Genomic DNA, 21,239 nt, shown 5'->3' with positions numbered 1-21,239 from the left:
AAATTTTAATCATTCTCAATTGAAAAAATACTTATTGAATATAGAATAAATAATTGGGGCAAGCGTTATTCCTGCTATTAGCATTACTTGTATTGTTCTATTGCTTGCATTAAGTTCATTTTTTAAACTAGATATATCTTTTTGTAAATTCTTCTCTACACTATCTATCTTGGTATTTACGCTATCTATTTTGGCATTAAGCTCGTTTTTTACACTATCTATTTTAGTATCCAAACTAGATATATCTTTTTGCAAAGCTTTTTCTACATTATCTATTTTGGTATTTACACTATCTATTTTAATATAAATACTGTCTACATCTTTTTGAAAATTCTTTTCTACATTAATTATTTGTTGTTCTAAAGAATTCATTTTCTCCTTTAAAACTTCAAAGTTATAATTGTCATTCTGAAGTAAAACAAAATCTATTGCCTCTTCACTAAACCCTTTATTTAAAAATTCTAACCTTATATTTTCTATTTTAAGAGTATTGTAGGCTAAATTACTCATAAGATCCCCTTTATTATCCTTTTAATTCTTTATATTTTTTTAAAAGTTTATTAAGAAAATCTTTTTGATTTTCAAAAATCTCATCCATCATAAAACTTGTAAATTTAGAATTTTTTTTATAAAAATTGTAACTTTCCTGTTTTTTAAGTTGAAATCTTAGAGGTTTTATTGGATTTTGTTTTGAAATATTTCTATCTATATCAGATTTTTTAATCTTTTTATACGCCTGGTTAAAACCAATTTGTTTAATTTCTTCTTTTGTTAAATCTCCTGATAAAACTTTTTTATAAAGACGCAAATATAAAAATGCTTGGCTTCTTGCTATAACAAATTCCTTAAGAAAATCCTCAAATTTCTTGTAACCATCAAGCTCATAAAGTTTTTTTATCCTTATTTTATATAAAATTTCCATCAATTCAATTTTATTATTGATGTCGCTTGAAGTAATTCTTCGCAATTGATTTTTATAACTTTCATACTCTATCTGATTATCTTTATCGTTGTTGCTTTCAAATTGATTAACGCTAACTTTTCTATTGTTTAGAATAAGTTCTTTTTTTCTATTTTCAGACATTATTTTGACTCCTTATTTCAAAGTACGTTAGCATACTTTTATTATTTTTTTTAAAGTTTCTTTAGCCTCCTTATAGTATATTTCTTGAATATTGGGCTCTTTCAATTCATTAATCAAAACTTTAATATTATTAAAATTGTGAATTTTACCTTTAACAAAAAGACCATAATTTTTATACAACAATTCTTCTATATCTTTTAAGGTATTTCTATTTTTAATGAATTGATTTTCAACAATTGATATTTTTATTTCTTTATTCTTAAATATATTAACTTCTTCTATTGCATCCATTAACATGGGAAAAGCTTCCACTGACCATCTTTCAAGCTGAATAGGAATTATAACTTCATCCGTAATATTCAAAGCATTAAATAATAACGGACTCAAACTGGGTGGAGTATCAATTATTACATAATCAAAATTATTGCTGCATAAAATTTTATTTAAACAATGTTCTAATAACTGTTCTTTATACCTTTCATCTTCTTGCTCAAACTTACATAAAATTGGATGAGAAGGGATAATGTACATTTTTTCATTAATCTTATTTAAATATTTATTTAAATCATTCTTTTTATAATCCTTAAGCATATAATACAAATTAAGACCTTCAATACTTTTTAGATATTTAGCAAAATAACTGGTCAAGCTATTTTGAGGATCCATATCAATTAACAAAACTTTATTATTAAAATCCTTTAAAATAAAGCCAAAAATTATTGTTAATACACTTTTACCAACACCGCCCTTAATTGACGCTATTGTTATTATTTTAGGTTTTTTATTATCCATTTTATTAACGGTCCCTGTTCCGGGTATTTCTTCCCATAAAATTTATATACTTGTTGTTCTAAATCCGTAAACATACTAAATAAAACTTTGTTGTAATGATTATTTGTTCTTTTTTTATCTAATAATCGATATAGCCCCTTAAAATAGCAAAAGACACTTCCTGCTTTAAATCTAAATTCCATATAATATGCCCTTGCTAATGCATATGCTTTTCTAGTCCCATTTATTTGATACTTTATTAACGGCTTTTTAATCGGCTTTCTATAACCATAAAAAATACCAATAAATTTATCTCCTTCTTTAATTGGGTATAAATGAGTTTCTTCAACAATTCTTTCTCCATTAAATAAGGCCCTCAATGATAATCTAAATTCGTGTTTTTTCTCATACACTCCAAATTTATAAATATCCATCATTATTTTTGTATGATACATTGCCTTACCATTTTCTTTTTCAATTAAAATAAAGCGTTCTTTATTTTGGCATTCAACTTTACATTTACCTTTTTTTACAGTTTCAATAGTTTCTGGTACATTTTCCATGTTAAATCCTTATACGGCCTTTATGTTAAATTCTTCTGTGGTTAAAGAATTTTTTTCATTTTTTATTATTTCTGATAATTCAAGATGATATATACCAAATACTTTATTGTATTCTATTTTCTTTTGGTTATTCAAATATTTTTTGATAATTGGCTTTAGAATTTCAATATTTGTTTCTTTTTTTAGTTGTTCAATAAGGATATTGAAAATATTTTCCTTTAAATTTTGAGAATTTTGTTGAGAATTTTCTTTTTTTCTTTCAATCGACTTTTCTAATTTACGCTTTATATTGTTTAAATCGCTATATTTATGATTTTCAATAATAAAATGGGGTTTATATTTGTAATTTTCGTATACTTTTTGTAAATTTATTTCTAATTGTTTGGGATTGTACCCGTTTTCTTCTAATTTTTTCCTAGTGTTGTATAGAATTTCTTTTAATTTTTTTTGTTTTTCTTTCATGCAAGATTTTTTTATATTGAATTTTTTTATTAGGGCAATTTCATTTTGTTTTAAGATATTTATTGCCTCAATCTTAGTATCTTTATCAATATTTAAATACAAAATAGAAAGAGCTTCTTCCGTTTTAAAGTTACAATTATTGAAATAATTTCTTAGTTGATATTTTTCTATTTCTTTAATCTTTCTTTCTTCTTTTGTATTATTATTTTTATTATTTAAACACTCCACTGAATTTACACTACTATTTTTAGAAACATTGTCTTTAAAATGGTTATTAACTCTAGATTTAAATCTAGAGTTTTTTCGTTCTTTAAAGTACTTGTTGATTTTCTGGTAACATTCTTTTTTGGGATACTTTAGTTTATAGTAAATTTCAGTTCCACAATTTACACCCATGTGTTGGTAGTAATTCGTTGTAACTTTTAGTACTTTTTCTAATTTGTAAAGATAATTTTGCATTGTTCTTAGTGTAGTGGGAGCTAGCCCATTTCTTTTTAGATTTTCATTATAGTAATAGAGTATGTTTTGTTGTGTGTATTTTTTATCTTTTTTGTTTAGAAAATCTAGTGTTGAAGTAAGAGATATTAATTTGTGTTGGTGTTTGTTGTGGCAAGTTGGAATTTTTGTTTTATTTGGGAAATTTTGCATTTTTTTTCTCCGTTTACATGTATTAGTAATTACTAATATAGTGCAAAATTTTGATTTAAAAGTAAATACTTTTCTAAAAAAATATTAAATTTTAATTATTAATTTTGTTAAATTAATATAAAAATTTGTAATTTAGTAAAAATATAAATTGATTTTAATTCTAAGTTGACTTATACTACAAATAGCGTAGTAAAATGTTCGCATTTTTTCTACCGTTTATATGAATTTACAAGAAATAAAGATATGGGCTTAACTAAGTTCTTTAACAAGAGAATTTAGCTAAGCCCGCACTTTTTGTAAAAATTTTTTGTAAAGAAGTTGGCAAAAATAGTTTTTGCTATATACTTATATTTATTAATACATATAAACGGAGGAAAAAGATGGAAAATCTTTCAAACAATAATAATCAAGAAATACAAAATAATATTCAAGCAAAAATAAGCTTCAGAAAAGATATGAAAACCCTAAAAATGAATTTACCAGGGATTGACAAAAGCCTTAAAGGGTATGGATACAAATATCAGAATTTCAATGAAATAGTAGAAGAAATTGAAAATGTTATTTATAAGCACAATTTAGAGCTTGATTTTGAGCAATATACAATATCTAAATTTGTAGATGGTCAAAAAGAGCATGTTATTAGGACCACATTTTACAGTACAAGTACTGGATATGAATTTTCTTTTGATACACCAATGCTTACAGAAAACTTACAATGGAATAATGAAAGCGGGTCTAAAAATGTTGTAAATACAGTGCCACAACTAGTTGGATCAGCTATTACTTATTTCAAAAGGTATGCTTTAGTTGCATGTCTTCATATAAAAAGTGAAGTGGACGCTGATGCAGCACCTATTTACAATAATTATGAAAACGAAAATTCTATGCCTAACAAACAAGTTAGTGTTAATCAAAAACAAGAACAAAAAAAGGACATAAATCAAGAAAAAAATCAACTAAACAGCTTTAATAAAAACTTAAAATCTGGCAAGGCTTATTGCTATGAAATTTTTAGAGACGCACTGTTTAATATAAAAAATTGGGTAAATGAAGGTGAAGAAAAAAATAATATAAATGCTCTTATTCGGGTATTATGTACTGATAATGATGATGCTTTAGAAGATCTTTTTGAAAAGAATGCTGAGCTTAAGAGTATAGAATATTGGGTAAATATTCTAAAAAAATATTTCAATAAAACTAATAGATTTGATGATCTAAATAAGCTTAAAGTATTTATGTCTGATAATCGAGACGTTTATAAAACAAAAGTATTAAAATTCTTTTGCATGTTGAAAAAAGAAAGACAATTTAATTATATATTTGCAGCATAGCAATATTAAAGCCCCCAAATAGGGGGCTGTTAGATTATTAGCCACCATTATTGCACGTACTACTTGCTTGCTCTGTAAATTTGTCTATATCCCCGCTAAGTGCGCCTTGAACTGTTTGTTTGAAAGTGGTCTTTTGTTGTTCAGCATTATTGCTAGTACAGCTGTCAAGTTCTTTTTTTATATGATCAAGCGCTGTTTTTATTTTAGATTCATCATTTTCTAAGAATTTATCAAATTCTCCAGCACCAGTTAAAGCGGTTTTTAACCAGTCAAGGTGTTTTTTTTGATCATCATTTAGTTTTTCTTTAAGAAGTTCTTCTTTAGATTTAGGTTTTTCTTGTGTTGCTTCTTTTTGGGTTAAATCACGTTTTTGTCTACTTTTTGTTTGGCTAGTATTAGTATCATTAGAATTACAGCCGTTTAGCATTAGTAAAAATAAACAAAATAATATGTTGATGATTTTCATTGTTACTCCTTTTTTTATTATTAATATTCACTTAACTAAGTATTAATACTAAATATTGGATAAACAATTATTATTTGAATTGATATTCTTTAAGTGAGGTAGTAGCTATTTAGAAATGAAAGCAAATATTAGTCCGGCTATCATTGTTATAGACATTGCTCCCATAATTCCCAATACCCATTTAAGCATTTCTGAAAGAGACATTAAATTCTTTTCCACATTGTCTATTTTGATATTCAAGCCATCTATTTTTAGATTTAAATTCTTTTCTACATTATCAATCTTAGTATTAAGTTCGCTTTTAACGGTATCAATCTTAACATGTAAATTCTTTTCTACAGTATCTATCTTAGTATCTAAACCATCTATTTTTAGATTTAAATTCTTTTCCACATTGTCAATCTTAGTATTAAGTTCGCTTTTAATAGCATCAATCTTAACATGTAAATTCTTCTCTACGGAATCAATCTTGATGTCTAAATTAGATATATCCTTTTGTAAATTCTTTTCTACATTATCTATCTTGGTATTAAGTTCACTTTTGGCATTATCTATTTTAGAAACAAGATTATCAAATTTTATATCAAATTGTTTTTCTAAATTTTCTAAATCTCTATATGTTAGTTCATTGTGATAATATCTTTTAGATAAATCTTGTGCTATTAATTGTTCCATGCCCAGTCTAATAAATTCTTTATATATTTGTTCTTGAGTTACACTTGCAATATTTGTTGACACTGTTTCCATAAAATTTTCCCTTATAGTCATATTATACACTATTTTAGATTAATTGGCTTTAGAGATTTTTATATGTAAAATAGGATTTCTTGCAAGAAAAACCTTTTTGTAATTTACATTTTTAACTGGGAATATTTATTATAGACTTTTTCCGCTATTGGTTTTGTTTTTTTAATGTACTCTAAATATATGTTGATATTGTGTTTTACTGCAGTTATGGAGTGTTCGTCTTTTAGTGTTGATAAGTCTGGATAAGGATATTCTGGATAATTTGGATCATTAACTTTAACTTTTGTTTTAGCTAAAAATGTTACTAGGTACATAACATACTCTGAAAGTTGTGTTTCATATTTAGCTAAAGATTTTAGCGTTGGAATAATTGGCGGTTTTGGCTCTTCTGGTAGGTTGGCAATAGTGGTGCAACATAGTAGCAAAGCAATTAGTAGACAATGCAATCTTTTAAGCATTTTCACCTCTTTTAAGTATTTTGATATATTCTTTCATAATTTTGTTACGTGTTGCTTTAAGTGAAGTGATAATTCTTTTGCTTTTATCAGTAGAGATAGCCTCTATTATCTCAATGTTGTATTTTAAAATGTCTTGTATTTCTTCAAATATTTTAGTTGACTCAGCTGTTTCCATAGATTTTAGTGTGCTTATATATGTTTTGTAGAAAAAATCTATTACTTTACTAAAAGTATTAATGTAATTATGATCTATGTTTGTATCAGTTTTAGCTATGTTAGTTAAGCTGGATAGTAAATTAAGTCCTAAACCAATAGTGTTATTTTGCATTATTTATTCTTTCCTTATAGATAGGTTTTCCTTCCTGATTGAATTTCAGATCATTAGATATTTTGAGATTTTTTTCATCAGAATTAACTAAGTCAATGCATTGATTGATTTTTTCATTTAATGGAGCGAGTGCCGCATTTATTGCTGGGGTTAATGCACTCTCAAGTCTTTCCATATTTGCTGTATAGATTAATTTATAATGAGAATACAGCTCATAAACCAAAAAGAATCCTTTATGTGCAATTTCATCAAATTCATCTTCAAATTTAGAAAATATATCAATAAGGGTTGATAAAGACGTAAGTCCAAACTCAACATTATCTTTGGATAATTTCATAAGTTAATCTCTTTTTTTAATGTGATTTTTGCCATTACTATTGCCATTCTTAAAAATCTTGCCTATTACAATAGTCAATATGTCTTTTAATAAAGGCTTGAGAAGAATTAACACTCCTAAAACCAGTACTGTTACAAAAATCATTACGGCTATAAGTTTAATTTCGTTTAAATTGATAAGAAGCTCTGTTAATTTAATAGTATCCATTTTTTAATCCTTTATTTTAATTTTTTATTTGTATATACATTATATATCAAAACCTTAATTTTTGCTAAAGAAGTTTACAGCTTTAAAAGCTTCGGGATGGGGCCCCCTGATAGGTAGGCTCTTTTTTGAATATACCATCCTTTATACATGGGAAATCTACTAGATAGTCCTTGGGGGAGCGTCTGATTGCTCATAAGCCATACTTGTTTCACTTTCATCGGAATATCTTAGATAAAGTACTTTACTCTCGCTATTACTGTAGTGTTCTACGTCAAGCTCAATATCAAGGTAAATGGGGTCATTATCATTATATTTATAAAAAATAAGAGTTGCATTATTAGTGTGCTCCAACTTAATAGTTATTGATTTGTTCTTGTAGTCAGACGAATAAAGCGTTGGTCCGTATGCAAAATTTCTTCCATGTGAAAAATCTGATGGTACTCCAAGCAGTTGTTTTGGAACGGGTGTTTTTTGAATACTTGAAGAAGACATTATCAAAAGATCATCATTTCTAGATAGAGTGGCTGATGATATGCTATTTGTAAGGCGTGATTTAATTTTACTAAAAAGGTTAGAAATATTAGTAGAATCGTTGTTAATTAATTTGTCCGTTATTTTAGCATAAATTTTTTCTACAAAATCTTTATCAGCTGCAAGTTCTTCGGCAATTGTAGACTTAATTATCTGCTTAAAATAGTCTAATCCTTCTCCTTTAAATATTTTGTCTTTAGAAGCATCTAAAAAGTTTTTAAAGGTGATAGCATTACTGCTTGCAGCTCCATCATCAAGCAGTAAAAGATCAGTATTGTTAACGGTCGTAACTTTATTTAAATCTTTTATTTGAACCGTTTCTTCTTCATCAATTAGTAATTTTTCTTGATCATCAGCCATAAAACCCCCTTAGTTGTTGAAAGCAATAATATTGTTACCATCTGTATTATTAATTTTGAGAACTCTACCAATAGGAATAATTCTCTTAATAAAAGCATAAATTGAATGATCATAGCCCTTAGGAAGTGAGTTGAATACTAAAGCCTTTTTAGATGCAGCGTATCCAGGTTTCTTTTCTCTAAGAATTATCTTTTTTAGTCGTTTTCCTTTTTTAGTGCTAGGCGAAATAAATGTAGTAAAGTTTGTTTTTATTGCCCCTTTTAAAGAGATATCAATAACCCCAGCTTCAGGAGTAGTAACTTCAATGTCCACATTTAAAAAGGTCTTGAAAATCAGTCTAAATGACTCATCAGTGCCAATATGACGTAAAGCAAAAATAACACTATTAATATTGCTTGTAATACTTTGTAAAGTTTGAGTTTTTGCATAAAAGATAGATAAAACTTGAGATATCCATATTGCAATATATCTTGATTTTATATTTTCTATTACATTAATGGACATGAAGTTGGAATTAAGGGACTTAAGTTCATTAAGCAATGCTTGTGCATATTCTGTTTCTGTACGTATAAATTTATGAATTTCGGTGTTTTTGAAAAGATTGGGTATTTTCATATTTGTTAACTATCCAATATCAATAAGCAATCTATCTGTCGTATTGAAAAGTAGCATTGTGTCATCATTAATGGTAATATCTTGATTTTTTTTAAAATCGCTATCACCAATTTTTGTAATACTCTCAGTGTCTGTATCTTTAATACAAGTGCTTATTTCCATAAACTTAATTCCTTTAACTTCATTAACTGGAGCAAAAAAGTCTTGATATTCAAAGCTAATTCCCATATCAGAATAGTTGTTTGAAATAATCCTAGAATAAATGTCCCTAATTTGAGAGTCTATGTTTAAGTAGAGATAGTTTTTAAGGTCAAGTTTATACTTTACTTTCATGTAAACATATTTTCTTTTCCCTAGTGATATTTTATAGGATTTACGTTGTCCAGTTGAATTGAGACCATCAATTTCTATGTCTCCCTCAAGTAAAGTACCACTAGGAGTTGTTAGATATAATGTTTCCCAAAGTTTTGCTTTAAATTCAGGACTATTAATATTAGATTTACTAGAGTCTAGTAAAATTTCCTTTAGAATTAGATATATGTTGGCTTTACCAGCTGCACTTTTAATATTAGTGTACTCAACCCCATCAAGATTAAGTAAAGCTTTGCGAACCGCGCTGTAAGTTGTGCTTTTAGAAGAAATGTGTTCTTCAATAGCAGCCCAATAAGTACCACCCGGTTTCATTTTAGAAAAAAAGAGATTAAGCTCATTAATTATTTCTTCTTCAATTAATGCTAAAGAAGACGCAATAATGTTATAAATTGAGCTTTGATTATCATCAATATTAATCCCATAATTTACACGCAAATATTCTCTTTTTGTTCTTACAATATCCTTAATTGTACGTTTTAAAATGCCAAAATCAGAATCAAAAACTATGCTCATAAATTAAACTCCATATTCAAAACATCGCCTGAGAAAAAAAAGGATATATGTGCTTTGTTGTCTTGTATAGCAGTTGAAATATTTATTAAATCTAAGTTAAGCTCTTTAGATATTTCATGAAAATAATTTTTTACAGCGTGAAGATTGTTAATTTTTAACAGCTTTAAAAGCAAGAAATAGTCCAGTCCCCAATGAGGAGCATAGCTTAAACTACCCCTTAAGGTTTTTAAAAATATCAAAAATCTTTGTTTTTGTTCATCAATTCCATCAACAAGTGATAAATCGTTATTAAATACCAATTCAAAATTATTGCCTAATCTTAAATCCATACTAGTAATTATACCATATTTATCAAAAATTACTTAAACAAACTATTAATATCAGAATTAATTTTAGTGGTTGCTATTTTTAGACTGACTGATTCAATTACTGGGCCTCCTTGTGTGGTTGCGATTTTTATACCCTCAATAGCACTTACAATATTTTTGAGAATTGTTTTTAAGCTAGTTGTTTGGTTAGCTATTTCAATATTATTGTTTGCTTTAATTTTAACAGTATCAGAGATTAGATTTAAAGTCTTTGGGCTAATTGCACTAAGTATATAAAAGTGATGTTTGTCAAAGTGAATATCGTTATTTTTATCAAAAATATTAACGCTTGATTGAAGCAGTAAAACGTTATCACCTTTTGATAGTTCTAAACTGATATTAGAGATATTTTTTGTGTGAATTTCTAAATCTTCAAATTCGGGTATTGTAACAATAGCTTCTTGAGTTTGTTGTTTAAACTCCTTTACAGTGCCAATTTTAATTATAAAAATGTTTGAATAAATCCAATTTTTAACGTCCTCTTGCGCTAAAGCATGTCCATAAAGACGCTGATTCATTCTGTAAATTTTATAGTCTTTAGTCATTTTAATCCCCTTTTACTTTATACATTTAATCAGAATCATCAGAATCATCCTTTAATTTAAGTATTAATGAACACTCTCCTGCGTTGCTAAGTCTTGCACTTGTTTCTTTTATGGTGGTTTTTATCATTTTTCCTAATCCATCAATAAATGAAACCTTATCGCCAATTTTTAGTTTATGTGTGTAAAATGTTTGTGCGTTCCAATATACACGTCTTAACTTGTATTCACCTTCAATAGCAATTTCTTGTTGTGGAATGAATTCAAGTCCATAATCTTCTAAAGCCTTGTAATTTTCATCTGTTTCAATTGTTCTATCCTTAGTAAATATAAAATTACATTCAACATCAAAGCTGTCGCCGCCAATATCAGCTATTACGTCATGAATATATATTCCTTTGATTTTTTCAACAAACTCTTTTGGCGTTGTGGCATAAATATCTTTGTCAATGATTTTAAGACGACCTTCTTTGTCCATATTAATAATATTGCGATTGGGAAATACAGATTCTATTGCCTCTTGAACCGTCTTACCCTTGAAGTTTTTGTTATCTAATTTTCGATTAAAGAAGTTGCTACTAACCGCTAACCGAACGTCAAGCTCAACGCTAAAATCCCCACCAGGATAATCAGTACTCATAGGAGTCCCTAAATATCCCGACATTATGAAATCAAAATTTTTTTCATGAGCAAATTTTTTATAGCGTATTTTTACTATATCTCCTACTTCAATGTCGTTGGTGAAGTCTAGGGCAAATTCCAAAGTACAATTTTTGTTCGTTTAGATTTTACAAAATTATAATTTGAAAATTCATTAGATATGGTAATATCAACATGAATTCCATGTTGTGTATTTATTATAATTTTAGGAGTTTCTTCAATTAAAGAAACTCTAGTGTTTGTATCCTTTTCTAGGGATTGTTTTTCTTTGTAGAACTCAATTTTAAAATCATATTGTAGTAGCAACATTAATTATCCTTTATATTTTTCTAATGCGAATGTTTTTACTATTTCTATTGATAGGCTAACTTCAATTTCATCAATGAAAGGAGTGTCCTTAAACGAAAGACTTGTAATTACAGCTAATTCTTTTAAGCCAAAAGTTGGACTGTAGATACTAAAAGGGACTTGTGCTTGTATTCTATTGGCCATTTGTTCTTTTACAAGATGAGCATCAAAACGTAGCATAGAATTGCCAAAAACGGTCATTTTAAGTGGTGAAATCATTTCTTTATATAGTGAGGTTAATACACCGCTGTTTAAAGAGATATTTTCACCGGTCATTACTGGATTATAGCTGACATATTCCGCTTTTCTATCATAATAGTTGATAACCGGTCTTTTGGAACAGCTGGTATTGTAAGTGCGTGTTATGAGCTCCGTTTTTGGTTTTATAAAAAACAATTGTGGAACATATCCAAAACCTTTTAAATCCATTCTTGGAAATAACACTAAAAAATTATCTGCTCCAAAAAGAGCAAATATTTGGGTTATTACATCTCTTGTTATCTGAGAGACCTCTGCTTGAGACATTCCTTTATTTTTCTTTTCAAGATTATTATTGATAATATTTTCATTGTTAATATCCATAGAATTTCCTTTTTATTTGAAATTTACTGAATCATCACCCCCGGTGTTATTGTTGTTATTTCTAAATCCTGGAAAATAATTCAAAGGATTCGCGTAGTACAAAACATTACTAGCAACATTACTAGCAGTATTATATACTGAGCTGCCAAAGTTTTTTATTCCACCAAGAGCGCCATTTAACCCATCACGTATGCCATCAACGTCTTTTTGTATGATTTTGTTAAAATCAAAATCCATAACCTTATCAATAATATCGGTTATTTTGCCAATCACCGGCATCAAAACTTTGCTGGTTGTCTTTTCAAGACTTTGCTCTATTTTATCCAATTTACTTTTACCTTCAGAAAGTTTGTCGGAATGACCCATTATCTTTAAAGATGATATATCGTTTATTAAGTCTGCAATTATCTCTGGCCTTAGTTTTTTTTCCCTCCCTCTTGAGTTAGAAACTCTAACTTGTTTTTCATGGCTTCTAGATATTTTTCTCCAAATTTGTCGATAGGTTTCAATATATTAAAAGCTTCTGTAAGTTCCCCTTTAAGTATTTTTGAAACAACTTCAACAGCACTTTCGTTATCACCAACAAGCCCCGTACTTCTAAACATAGCTGCTAGTTTTGTTGCATTTAATACATTCTCTCCCTCTTCATCATTAAGTTTTAATTCTCTGATGTCGCCTTTAAGCACGCTAGCTGTTCGCAGCAAATCTTCTTTTTCTAAATCGCGCTCAAATCCTTTCATTCCCTTAATGGCATTCCAAATTTTATTACGTTCTTTGTCACTGTAAAACACATTATTGAGTTGTTGTAGTTTCTTTTGCTTGGATTCATTTTCAACTGATTTTTTCATAAAACCATACAAAAACCCAATAAGCCCGCCCCCAACTTTGCTCATAGCGTTGCCAATGACATTTCCAAGAGCACTACCTATTGCAATTTTGGCAACAAGTCCTTTTCCTTGAGAGGCTGCTAACATTTTATTTTTTGCTTTTGATTCTTTTGCAAGCTCTTTATACTCAAGTCGTCTTTTGTCTCTATCAGACATCAAAGATCTTTTGAAAGCCTCTTTTCTGGCTTTCTCAAAACCCATGCCCTGTTTTACAAGCTTTTTAGTTTGTGTAAGTCTATATTTCTCAACACGCTCTCTTAGGCTTTCGAATTTAGATTGTTTGCTAAGTTCTTTTTTCTTGTCCGACAAATTATTTTTTACAATATCTTTAGTGCTACCCAAACTAGATTTTTTAGGTTTAAGATATTTTTCCATTTTGGAAATATCTTGTTCGATAGCCTTTTTTGTGGCAGCATGATCAAGAATACCTTTAAATTTAATGGTGAATTTGTCGCTCACTAAGCCCTCACTTGCTTAAAATTAATTCATACAATTCTTTTTCTAATTTAATATCAGAAAGTCTATTGACCTCTAAAAGCTCGTCATAAGGCAATTTTTTTACATTGTCGTATGAGCAAATATTCATAATTACTGGAAAATAATATTTGTCGTTCTTAATCTCGTCAAGCAAGTTAAAATATTTTTTTCTAGTCTCATTAAGACTTGCAATGGCTTTATCAATATCTCTATTTCTTTTGCTCATTTAGCAACCAGCTCATTGGAATTTGATGTACTTGATGAAAGTGAAGTGGCTACTTTTTCATATTCAAAATTTTCATTGATATAGTCAAAAGTAATAAAGTCACCAACATTATTTTCATATTCACTTAGAAAAACCAAAGCGGGGGTTTTTAGATCATTGTCTAAATGAAAAGTATTAAATTGTGCAGTGTAAATTATTGCAATAAGATAGTCTTTATAATAAGAAATAAATTCTCTATTTTGATCTAAAATCAAATAGAATTCGTCTAAAAATTTTGGACTATTAAGCTTGTGATTTCTCTTAAGTATTTAACCTCATTAAGCTTTAAAACAGCGTCACTTTGATTAAATCCCAGTACTCTATCCCATTCATAGACCGGTAATACTTTTAGTGGATATTCATAAGTTTTATTTTTAGTTAAAATTTTCATTTTATATCTCATTATCATAATAAGAGTCTCCTTTTAAGAGTTGTTTGGTTTAGATTTTTGGCAATTAATAGCCCGAATTTCAAAAGTTACTTTTTCGGCCTCAGCAGAATAACTTCTTGAAGGCTCTTCAGTAAAAATTGCATAGTTAGAAATAATTTTGGTAGCAATTCTATCATTGAATGCTAAATCAAGCATTTTATCATCTTTTCTCACATCCATGTTATAAAACTGTTCATCAGAAAGTTCAGTTAACAAAATGTAGTCATGACTACCTAGTGTAACTTCAATGTTGAAAACATAAGTTATTGTTTTGGGATCTCTTAAGCTTATTACGGGCATACCTTTATCTTCACTACTAATTACTGCTCTTGTTGTAGGTTCGCTTGTAAGCTCGAGTTTGCCACTATGTAGCTGTGTACCACCAATTGAAAAATAAACTTCTCTTAAATCATAAAATTGCATTTTTAGACCCCCTTTTAAGCACTTAAGCTGTTTTGATAATCAACTATATCTTGAGTAGTAATTACTAAAGCAACAGCATTAATGCTAAAGTTATAAGTAATATTCACACTGAGTTCTAATTTAAGTTGTGGTGTAGGAGAAAGAGTAAGACTTAAATTTTTATACTCAATAATCAGTCCTCTATCCACAAACCGTTTGAGCAGGCACTCAATTGCTGAAGTATATGCATTGTCTCTAGCACCACTAAGTTGTAGTGCAGATAGTTTGCTGTTTTGTCTATTGTTTTTATTCCAAATTCTAATAAGCTCAATAATCGCTTCATTTTTTATATAGTGATATGTAAACTGTTCGTCTATTGCACCTCCAGCTAGATCGACACCCTCTTTAAAGGCGGGTACACCATCAAGCCCAGTTTCATTAAGAAGTGAATAAAAGTTGATTTTTGCAGTTCGCAACTTTCCAATTACAGTATCATCAACAAGTGGTGTAGCAGCCAGCGGCATGCCATAAGGATTTACAGCATGAAAAATACTAGCTTGATGTAAATATTGACTTATAAATTTGAGGTGTAAATTGTCTTTATTATTGCTGTTTACAGCAATATTTTTTCTTTTTCAGTATTGCCTTTATCTTTAAATAGTTCTTTTATTTCTTGTTCTTTAGTTGAGAATACAAAAAAAATTGAAGGCGTTTTAAACTTATCATAATCATCTTTATAAATCTTAAGTCCATCATCGGAATTATCACCCTCAGTATTAATAAGTACAACAAAAGTGTGTCGATGTACTTTAAGATATTTTTTTTAACTCTTCGGGTTTATCCTTATAAATAAAAAGAACAGCGGATTTTAATGATTCTTCACTTGAATTGAAAAAATTCGACATTGCGGTTTTAAGCAGTGTTTTTTCTTTCCCAAACTGATCTTCTCCATTTCCATTCTCTTTTTCCAAAGTTTCAATTTGTTTTTCATAATTATTAACGGTTAAATTCAATATTTTATAGCTAGCAACATCTTTATTAACTTTGATTTTAGCTGTTTTGTAAACCAAAAGTGGATTATAATAATTGGGCCTACTAGCTTGAATTCTAGAGTCAAGCAAACTTACACTAATTGTATCTTGCGGCAATTTCGTATTCCTCCTTTAAAATTTCAATTGCTTTTACACTAGCATTAAATGCTATAGATGCACTGTATGCATGGTTGCTATATTTTGTGCCTAAATTAATCAGTCCAACTGTTTGCATATTAGATGTTGGGTAAATGTAGAAGTTAATTTTATTAATATATTCGGGTTGTAGACTGGGCAAAGTATACTTATGAGCTTTATTGTGTAGAAAGTCACTAAGCATACTATAAAGCATTAACATGCGTGAATTAGCGTCAAAGTCTTTGGCGTTTAACACTATTGCAATAATATATATTTGAAAATTTATACTAAATTCCAAAGCATTTTCATAAAATACACCGGCTCTAGAATTATGATCAAATAGATTTTCTGTACCATCAAATTTCAATGCTATTATATTTGAGCTAGCAGCTGTGATTTTTGAAAGATATGGATGATTGTAGGTATTTATAATATCGCACTCAAAATTATTTTCAGTTGCATACGCCTTAAACCCTTTAAATATTTGAGTTAAATGATTTAATACCATATCTAAAGTTAAAATCATTCAAGTGTTACCTTATAAGTAATCTCTGATAACATTTTGGCTGTATCAACAAGTGGAATTGCTGCAGCGTTACTACCCCTTTTAAACTTACTTTTGATTGTATTAGCCTTTAAGGATGGGGTGACTTGTGCTGATAGTAGATAATTTTCATAGTACCTTATAAAAGCTTGCCCAATAGCCTCCATTCCCGATTTAGGGTCAAGATTAAATTTAGAATTTATATAGCTATTATTGATATATTCTCTAAACTCAGAACTACTAGCAATTTTGGTTAAATGTTTTCTTGCTGGTAAATTACTACTCCCTTTTTCATGCATTTTAGCAATACCTGCACGACCACCAAACCACCCAATTCCCAATTCCATTTTAAATTCTAGTTTGTCCATATAAATTCCTTTAAAACCAAAGTAAAATATCCGATTGAAGAGTCAATACTAAATATTTCAAAGTAAACTAAATCTGCAATTGATATTCGATCTTTTAGTTCATAGTTAAGGTCTTGATATGTGTAAAGTTTGGAATACCCTTGAATATCAGACATATCAGAATCATAAAGAATTGCAAGTTCTTGTGGCTTTATGTCAATAATAACTCCTGCGAATTCAGTGTACCTATTTTTATCAAATACTCTCTGATAAGAAGAATCATTTTCAAGCTTTACAACAGTACCTTTATAAAACTTTAAGGGTTTAGGATCCTTAAATACGTTGATCATGCGAAATGACATATCAGAAAGTCTTTTTCTAACACCATTCATTAGACAACCCCCACACAAGATGGCGTTGAAGTTTCTCTTTTTAGTTTTTCTAAAAATGCATCAAGTTGTGAACAAAAATTTTTGTTTGAGCCACAACTCCCCTCGCCGCCTTCTTCGCCTCCACTGCTACTAGGATAATAATCAAGTTCAAGCTCATTGAATTTCTCTTTTTTGATCCTATCAAATTCAAATTCTCGAACAACTCCCTGTTTTCTTAATTGACAACCCATATGGTAAAAGGTAAGTAAAAATATTTGTTCATATGTAAGTGAACTAGCATCAATACCACGTGTTACTAGAATAGCTTGAAGTAAAGATAAATGAAGTAGAAAATTTTGTCTGCTTAATGCAAGTTTGTCTATTCCTAGTAACAATAACACTTCAGAATGAAGTTTTGTTACCAAAAGTTCTTCTTCAGCCTCAACTTGTGTTTGTAAGTTTTTTTGTTCGCTCACTTCGATTTACCTTATGTTTTTAACTTTGTTTAATATGTACTTGCAAAATAGTTTTTCTAGTAGCAAGTAGCCCTCCTAAAACAAAATCAATGTATGAATGAGCAATATCAGTTGAATCTTTATCCACTTGTTCATTTGGTGTAGGTAACATATACTTGCTAGGTTTAAACTTAATAAGTTCTGGGTTTAATGGGTAAATAAGTATTTGATGTTTTAGCAAGTTTGAAGTTTCAATGTAGACATCTTCTCTATTATTAATAGCCTTAATAGTTTGAATCAAAACATCCTCCCATTTTTCGCAGCTACTTGCTGCACCCTGTGCTGCTGCGTATGGCTTTACGAGTTTGAGCGAAGTTGTAGGGTCAACTATTACCATCATAGGTGTAGAAAATTCGTCTCCTAGCTCTAACTTTGAAAGTCCCGCCTCAATTTTTTCAAATATTTTATCCATTTTATCTTTATCACCACTAGCAACTTCTTCTTTTACTTGATGTGGCATATTAAGAAGTCCATACATATTGGGAAGTAGACGTTTTTGATTTTTTCCATCTTTTTGAATTGAAACAGTGCCTGTTAGTACAAAGTGATTAATAAGTTTGATAATTTCGCTACTTGCAAGCTTATAGGCTTGAGAAAAAGGAAGTAAATTGTTATTAATGTCACCAAGATATGAGTCTGAAGTGTAAAATTTTTCAGACGCCTGCTTTAAGTGCCTAAATTTGTACTGTAATTTTAAGTAATTAAGTCTTACCACTTCAGAACTAAATCCAATAGTTGAAATAGTATTAACCTCATTAGCAATCGTTGTAGGATTAGCATTTAAAAACGCATCCCACTTTACAGTTCTTTGGTAGCCCATCTGAAGATCAACATCTTCAATTTGATCATGCGAAAACCATTTATACATTATAGGATCTTTAACTTCCCCTATAATATTAGCCACAGCTTTTGCATAATAATTTTCATCAAATAATTCCATATTAAATCCTCCCAAATATCATTAATTTTTACTTACAGCTTTATTTCCAAATACTGCTACTTTTATTAAATAAACATCGTTACTAATTTGTTTTGCATCAGACAACGCTATCGCATTAATAGTTGCCTTATTTGGTGGTGCTCCAGTCACCTTTTCAAGAGCACCGTCTTTATTAAAAACAAGTTTGTCTTTTACTTTAAGCGTAGAATCTTTTGCTACTAAATAACCCTCAAAATTATTTGTAATTGGAACAATAGTGGCTGTTTTGCTAAACTCATCTATATCAATGCATATTCCGTATAAATCATCTTCACCACCAGCCTCAACTTCTAGTTCTGTTGTACCATCTGCACTAAAACTAAGCTTGACTCCACACTTGTATGGATACCCTTTAGCAGGATAATTTTCTATTTTGTCTTTACTACTAGTAAAAACTCCATCCGAATTGGAGTAAATTAGATTTTTATCTCTAAAATCTACAGAATTACTAAGCAAACCAGCATCTTGCTGAGGATTTTTCATTAATGCTTTAATTTCTGCAACTTTTTTATCAAAATCTTCTTTTATTTTTGTAATACCATCGCTCATTAAAAACTCCTTTAAGCAATACTTGTTCTTTTATGTCTTTTTAGATTTTCATAAAATTGAATTCGTCTTTGCTTGTAAGTATTACTTATCGCTTGTACAAATTCTGTGAAATTAATAGGTACAAAATTAGAATTAAGCAAACTTGCTCTTTCTTCTGATTTAATAGCAATATTCCCCTTAATAGAGTCAACAGAAGAAGAATTGCTACTCGCATTTTTTCTTAATTTAATATTCACTTTTGCTAAAGAAACAAGTTGCTCTAATATCTCTCCATCGATATGACTTATGTCTGATACTTTGGCAATAGCTTTAATTTGCTCAATTGGAACGAACTTGCGCACAAGTTCTCTACGTTGTGCTTGCATAATGTCTTTTAATGTGTATCCTTTTGCAAGCAACACCTCCTTATTGAAATGATTGCTAAGATGTGCTTTTGCAAGTGTATCAATTTCATTAATTCGCTCAGCCTCTAGCAATAATTGCTTTTCAATACGCTCCCGCTCTTCAACTTCTGCGAGTTCTTTTGTTATTCGTTCATTTATACTTAAATCTCGACTTGTCTCTTTGGATTTACTATTTGCTTGCTCTTTAAAGCGCATGTACTCTTCAAATTCCTGCGCACTTATAACTTTAGTATCAGCCTTATTTTGCTGCTCTTCTTTATCTTGTGCTTGCAGGTCTTCTTTTTCTTCTTTCTCAGGCTCTTTTAACTCCTTTTCTCAAAATGAGAATAATTTCTCTTTTAAAATCGCTAACTCCTCATTATCAAAGGAGCTACTTTGTATAAGCTGGTTATATTTACTGTAAAGCTCAATTAGCTTTATATCTCTTTCCACTTTTTGTTCTTCACTTAACATAATCAGCGAATTAAATTTCATATCAAGCCCAAAATACTTTGTAAGTTTTAAATTACAAGAGTTCTCAACTTGTTCTTGCACACCTTTGAGAAAATCGTAATAATTACTCCTATCACCTTTACCATCATTTCCTAATCCTTTAGCCTGTTCATTAAAACTTCTGGTTAAGGGCTCTTTAGTATCTGCACCAATTTTTGCCTTAATTAATGCTAAAGCCTCCTTTAAGTAGCTAAGATCGTATTTAATAACCTCTAAACTAGCACTAGGGGTGACCGTATAAAACATTCCCTCATTATTTAGATTACTTTTTAGCCTAGCAAGCTCCTGTGATAATGAGTCATTAAGGTTTCTTAAATTAGAAATATCTTTACTATGATTGTTTGAATTTTGTTTTCTCAAAAAAGAAGATAAAATGCCACTTCCCCTATCATTATTGCTGCTCTTAGTAAGTGCACTTAAAGAAGTTGTTGCACTAGAAAGTGCGTCTTGTAGTTGTACTAAAGATTCATCTTTGTAAAACAAAAAATTGTGGTTTTCAATACGTCTTTCTATTTCTACGTATATCTTTTCAAATAAATAAATATCTAGTAAAAAGCTTTCAGTATAACACGGAACATATCTTTTTAAGATATAATCAAAGTTTTCATATATGATAAGTCGACTTTTATGTATTTTAACTGCGTCTAAAGAATTGTTCTTATTGTTGGATTTTACTTTATAGGTTATATGATCAAAATCAACTCCCAAATCTCTTACATATTCATAATCAAGGTATTCAAAACCAATAGGTAATTCTATATTAACGGGTTGTTCTAGATCTATTAGGGTATCTTTGGTTTTTACTAAAACATAGCCAATCCCATGAAAACGGTAGCTTATAATACAATTAAGCAGAGCATTCTTAAGCTGTACCTTTAACCTAGCAAGTTCAACCTCACTAACATTGTGGGCAGCACTCTCAAGAATAAGTCCGTTCTTGAGACAATCTTCTGCTACATTTTCAATGTAATTTCTAAAAAATATTGAGTATTTGTATAGTTCTAGTGAACTTATTTTATCTATTAGTTTTGTTTTTCTTAAATCACACACCTTTTTACTTCTCTTTATTAAATTAGATGTATGATATCAAAAACTAATATTTTTGTCAATAAAAT

General features: G+C 29.1%; 27 protein-coding genes and 5 pseudogenes. 1 reads left to right on the top strand and 31 read right to left on the bottom strand.

All coding sequences use genetic code 11. The features are described from left to right. Window positions 1–15 precede the first annotated feature (15 nt). From bdr (Bmayo_RS04770) to Bmayo_RS04750, 5 genes are read right to left on the bottom strand one after another with little or no spacing between them, the layout of a single operon-like run. Window positions 16–510 (bottom strand): Bdr family repetitive protein, encoded by a 495-nt coding sequence (bdr, locus tag Bmayo_RS04770; protein ID WP_075552598.1) that lies wholly within the window; start codon window positions 508–510, stop codon window positions 16–18. 13 nt (window positions 511–523) lie between these two features. Further along, complete coding sequence (locus tag Bmayo_RS04765) at window positions 524–1,084, bottom strand: chromosome replication/partitioning protein (RefSeq protein ID WP_075552597.1); 561 nt, start codon at window positions 1,082–1,084, stop codon at window positions 524–526. A gap of 27 nt (window positions 1,085–1,111) precedes the next feature. Further along, complete coding sequence (locus tag Bmayo_RS04760; RefSeq protein WP_012644027.1) at window positions 1,112–1,876, bottom strand: ParA family protein; 765 nt, start codon at window positions 1,874–1,876, stop codon at window positions 1,112–1,114. Continuing rightward, window positions 1,852–2,418 carry a DUF226 domain-containing protein gene (locus tag Bmayo_RS04755; protein WP_075552596.1) on the bottom strand — a complete coding sequence of 189 codons (567 nt, stop codon included), beginning with the start codon at window positions 2,416–2,418 and terminating at the stop codon, window positions 1,852–1,854. Before Bmayo_RS04755 ends, Bmayo_RS04760 begins: the two co-directional genes overlap by 25 nt. Before the next feature lie 9 nt (window positions 2,419–2,427). Then, window positions 2,428–3,528: a plasmid maintenance protein gene (locus Bmayo_RS04750; RefSeq protein ID WP_075552595.1), complete on the bottom strand. Its 1,101-nt coding sequence runs from the start codon at window positions 3,526–3,528 to the stop codon at window positions 2,428–2,430. 380 nt (window positions 3,529–3,908) lie between these two features. Between Bmayo_RS04750 and Bmayo_RS04745 the strand changes: the two genes are divergently transcribed. Beyond that, a complete protein-coding gene (locus tag Bmayo_RS04745) occupies window positions 3,909–4,859 on the top strand; it encodes an ERF family protein (protein ID WP_075552594.1) in 951 nt (316 codons plus the stop codon). A 37-nt stretch (window positions 4,860–4,896) separates the two neighbouring features. On the opposite strand, the gene Bmayo_RS04740 is transcribed toward Bmayo_RS04745, so the two are convergent. The 26 genes and pseudogenes from Bmayo_RS04740 to Bmayo_RS04615 form a co-directional block, all read right to left on the bottom strand. After that, on the bottom strand, window positions 4,897–5,325 hold the full coding sequence (locus Bmayo_RS04740) for an Mlp family lipoprotein (RefSeq protein ID WP_075552593.1): 429 nt from the start codon (window positions 5,323–5,325) through the stop codon (window positions 4,897–4,899). A gap of 105 nt (window positions 5,326–5,430) precedes the next feature. Next, window positions 5,431–6,072 (bottom strand): Bdr family repetitive protein, encoded by a 642-nt coding sequence (gene bdr, locus Bmayo_RS04735; RefSeq protein WP_075552592.1) that lies wholly within the window; start codon window positions 6,070–6,072, stop codon window positions 5,431–5,433. A 104-nt stretch (window positions 6,073–6,176) separates the two neighbouring features. Further along, entirely contained in the window at window positions 6,177–6,530 is a 354-nt protein-coding gene (locus tag Bmayo_RS04730) for a BBA14 family lipoprotein (RefSeq protein WP_002658689.1), read from the bottom strand. Further along, the gene (locus Bmayo_RS04725) at window positions 6,523–6,858 is read right to left on the bottom strand and encodes a BlyB family putative holin accessory protein (protein ID WP_002658486.1); all 336 of its coding nucleotides are present in this window, start codon (window positions 6,856–6,858) and stop codon (window positions 6,523–6,525) included. The genes Bmayo_RS04730 and Bmayo_RS04725 overlap by 8 nt, the downstream gene beginning before the upstream one ends. After that, complete coding sequence (locus Bmayo_RS04720) at window positions 6,848–7,195, bottom strand: BlyB family putative holin accessory protein (protein WP_075552591.1); 348 nt, start codon at window positions 7,193–7,195, stop codon at window positions 6,848–6,850. The genes Bmayo_RS04725 and Bmayo_RS04720 overlap by 11 nt, the downstream gene beginning before the upstream one ends. A 3-nt stretch (window positions 7,196–7,198) precedes the next feature. Continuing rightward, on the bottom strand, window positions 7,199–7,402 hold the full coding sequence (blyA, locus tag Bmayo_RS04715; RefSeq protein ID WP_071983911.1) for a holin BlyA: 204 nt from the start codon (window positions 7,400–7,402) through the stop codon (window positions 7,199–7,201). Between the two features lie 74 nt (window positions 7,403–7,476). Beyond that, window positions 7,477–8,293, bottom strand: a pseudogene (locus tag Bmayo_RS04710) (DUF685 domain-containing protein). 9 nt (window positions 8,294–8,302) lie between these two features. After that, on the bottom strand, window positions 8,303–8,908 hold the full coding sequence (locus tag Bmayo_RS04705; protein WP_075552590.1) for a DUF735 family protein: 606 nt from the start codon (window positions 8,906–8,908) through the stop codon (window positions 8,303–8,305). Window positions 8,909–8,917: 9 nt separating this feature from the next. Further along, complete coding sequence (locus Bmayo_RS04700; protein WP_075552589.1) at window positions 8,918–9,793, bottom strand: DUF276 domain-containing protein; 876 nt, start codon at window positions 9,791–9,793, stop codon at window positions 8,918–8,920. Beyond that, on the bottom strand, window positions 9,790–10,122 hold the full coding sequence (locus tag Bmayo_RS04695; protein WP_075552588.1) for a DUF2634 domain-containing protein: 333 nt from the start codon (window positions 10,120–10,122) through the stop codon (window positions 9,790–9,792). The genes Bmayo_RS04700 and Bmayo_RS04695 overlap by 4 nt, the downstream gene beginning before the upstream one ends. A 29-nt stretch (window positions 10,123–10,151) precedes the next feature. Further along, window positions 10,152–10,706, bottom strand: coding sequence for a DUF777 family protein (locus Bmayo_RS04690; RefSeq protein ID WP_075552587.1), 555 nt, complete (start codon window positions 10,704–10,706; stop codon window positions 10,152–10,154). A 25-nt stretch (window positions 10,707–10,731) separates the two neighbouring features. Further along, window positions 10,732–11,672 (bottom strand): annotated as a pseudogene (locus tag Bmayo_RS04685) (DUF693 family protein). Window positions 11,673–11,675: 3 nt separating this feature from the next. Further along, window positions 11,676–12,293 carry a DUF792 family protein gene (locus Bmayo_RS04680; RefSeq protein WP_075552586.1) on the bottom strand — a complete coding sequence of 206 codons (618 nt, stop codon included), beginning with the start codon at window positions 12,291–12,293 and terminating at the stop codon, window positions 11,676–11,678. Window positions 12,294–12,305: 12 nt separating this feature from the next. Beyond that, window positions 12,306–13,639: pseudogene (locus Bmayo_RS04675) on the bottom strand (DUF759 family protein). A 7-nt stretch (window positions 13,640–13,646) separates the two neighbouring features. Then, window positions 13,647–13,883 carry a DUF1322 family protein gene (locus Bmayo_RS04670; protein ID WP_075552585.1) on the bottom strand — a complete coding sequence of 79 codons (237 nt, stop codon included), beginning with the start codon at window positions 13,881–13,883 and terminating at the stop codon, window positions 13,647–13,649. Beyond that, window positions 13,880–14,331, bottom strand: a pseudogene (locus tag Bmayo_RS04665) (DUF1473 family protein). Before Bmayo_RS04665 ends, Bmayo_RS04670 begins: the two are co-directional and overlap by 4 nt. Before the next feature lie 15 nt (window positions 14,332–14,346). After that, window positions 14,347–14,775 (bottom strand): DUF1463 domain-containing protein, encoded by a 429-nt coding sequence (locus Bmayo_RS04660; RefSeq protein ID WP_075552584.1) that lies wholly within the window; start codon window positions 14,773–14,775, stop codon window positions 14,347–14,349. Between the two features lie 14 nt (window positions 14,776–14,789). Continuing rightward, a pseudogene (locus Bmayo_RS04655) lies at window positions 14,790–15,902 on the bottom strand (DUF787 family protein). Next, window positions 15,883–16,449: a DUF764 family protein gene (locus Bmayo_RS04650; protein ID WP_075552583.1), complete on the bottom strand. Its 567-nt coding sequence runs from the start codon at window positions 16,447–16,449 to the stop codon at window positions 15,883–15,885. The pseudogene Bmayo_RS04655 and the gene Bmayo_RS04650 overlap by 20 nt, the downstream one beginning before the upstream one ends. Further along, the gene (locus Bmayo_RS04645; protein ID WP_075552582.1) at window positions 16,446–16,835 is read right to left on the bottom strand and encodes a hypothetical protein; all 390 of its coding nucleotides are present in this window, start codon (window positions 16,833–16,835) and stop codon (window positions 16,446–16,448) included. Before Bmayo_RS04645 ends, Bmayo_RS04650 begins: the two co-directional genes overlap by 4 nt. Beyond that, window positions 16,823–17,206, bottom strand: a complete 384-nt coding sequence (locus Bmayo_RS04640; protein ID WP_075552581.1) for a DUF1506 family protein — start codon at window positions 17,204–17,206, stop codon at window positions 16,823–16,825. Before Bmayo_RS04640 ends, Bmayo_RS04645 begins: the two co-directional genes overlap by 13 nt. Continuing rightward, a complete protein-coding gene (locus tag Bmayo_RS04635) occupies window positions 17,206–17,661 on the bottom strand; it encodes a DUF3890 domain-containing protein (RefSeq protein WP_075552580.1) in 456 nt (151 codons plus the stop codon). Before Bmayo_RS04635 ends, Bmayo_RS04640 begins: the two co-directional genes overlap by 1 nt. A gap of 19 nt (window positions 17,662–17,680) precedes the next feature. Further along, window positions 17,681–18,640, bottom strand: coding sequence for a hypothetical protein (locus tag Bmayo_RS04630; RefSeq protein WP_075552579.1), 960 nt, complete (start codon window positions 18,638–18,640; stop codon window positions 17,681–17,683). Between the two features lie 21 nt (window positions 18,641–18,661). Next, window positions 18,662–19,228: a DUF228 domain-containing protein gene (locus Bmayo_RS04625; RefSeq protein ID WP_075552578.1), complete on the bottom strand. Its 567-nt coding sequence runs from the start codon at window positions 19,226–19,228 to the stop codon at window positions 18,662–18,664. Window positions 19,229–19,239: 11 nt separating this feature from the next. Then, window positions 19,240–19,905 (bottom strand): DUF1357 domain-containing protein, encoded by a 666-nt coding sequence (locus tag Bmayo_RS04620; RefSeq protein WP_075552577.1) that lies wholly within the window; start codon window positions 19,903–19,905, stop codon window positions 19,240–19,242. A gap of 42 nt (window positions 19,906–19,947) precedes the next feature. Then, window positions 19,948–21,174, bottom strand: coding sequence for a phage portal protein (locus Bmayo_RS04615; RefSeq protein WP_075552576.1), 1,227 nt, complete (start codon window positions 21,172–21,174; stop codon window positions 19,948–19,950). Window positions 21,175–21,239: the final 65 nt, after the last annotated feature.

The sequence above is a fragment of the Borreliella mayonii genome, assembly GCF_001945665.1.
In the GTDB taxonomy this organism is placed as follows: domain Bacteria; phylum Spirochaetota; class Spirochaetia; order Borreliales; family Borreliaceae; genus Borreliella; species Borreliella mayonii.
Note: the sequence above shows the minus strand (reverse complement) of the source record. Positions and strands in the feature narration are given on the sequence as shown.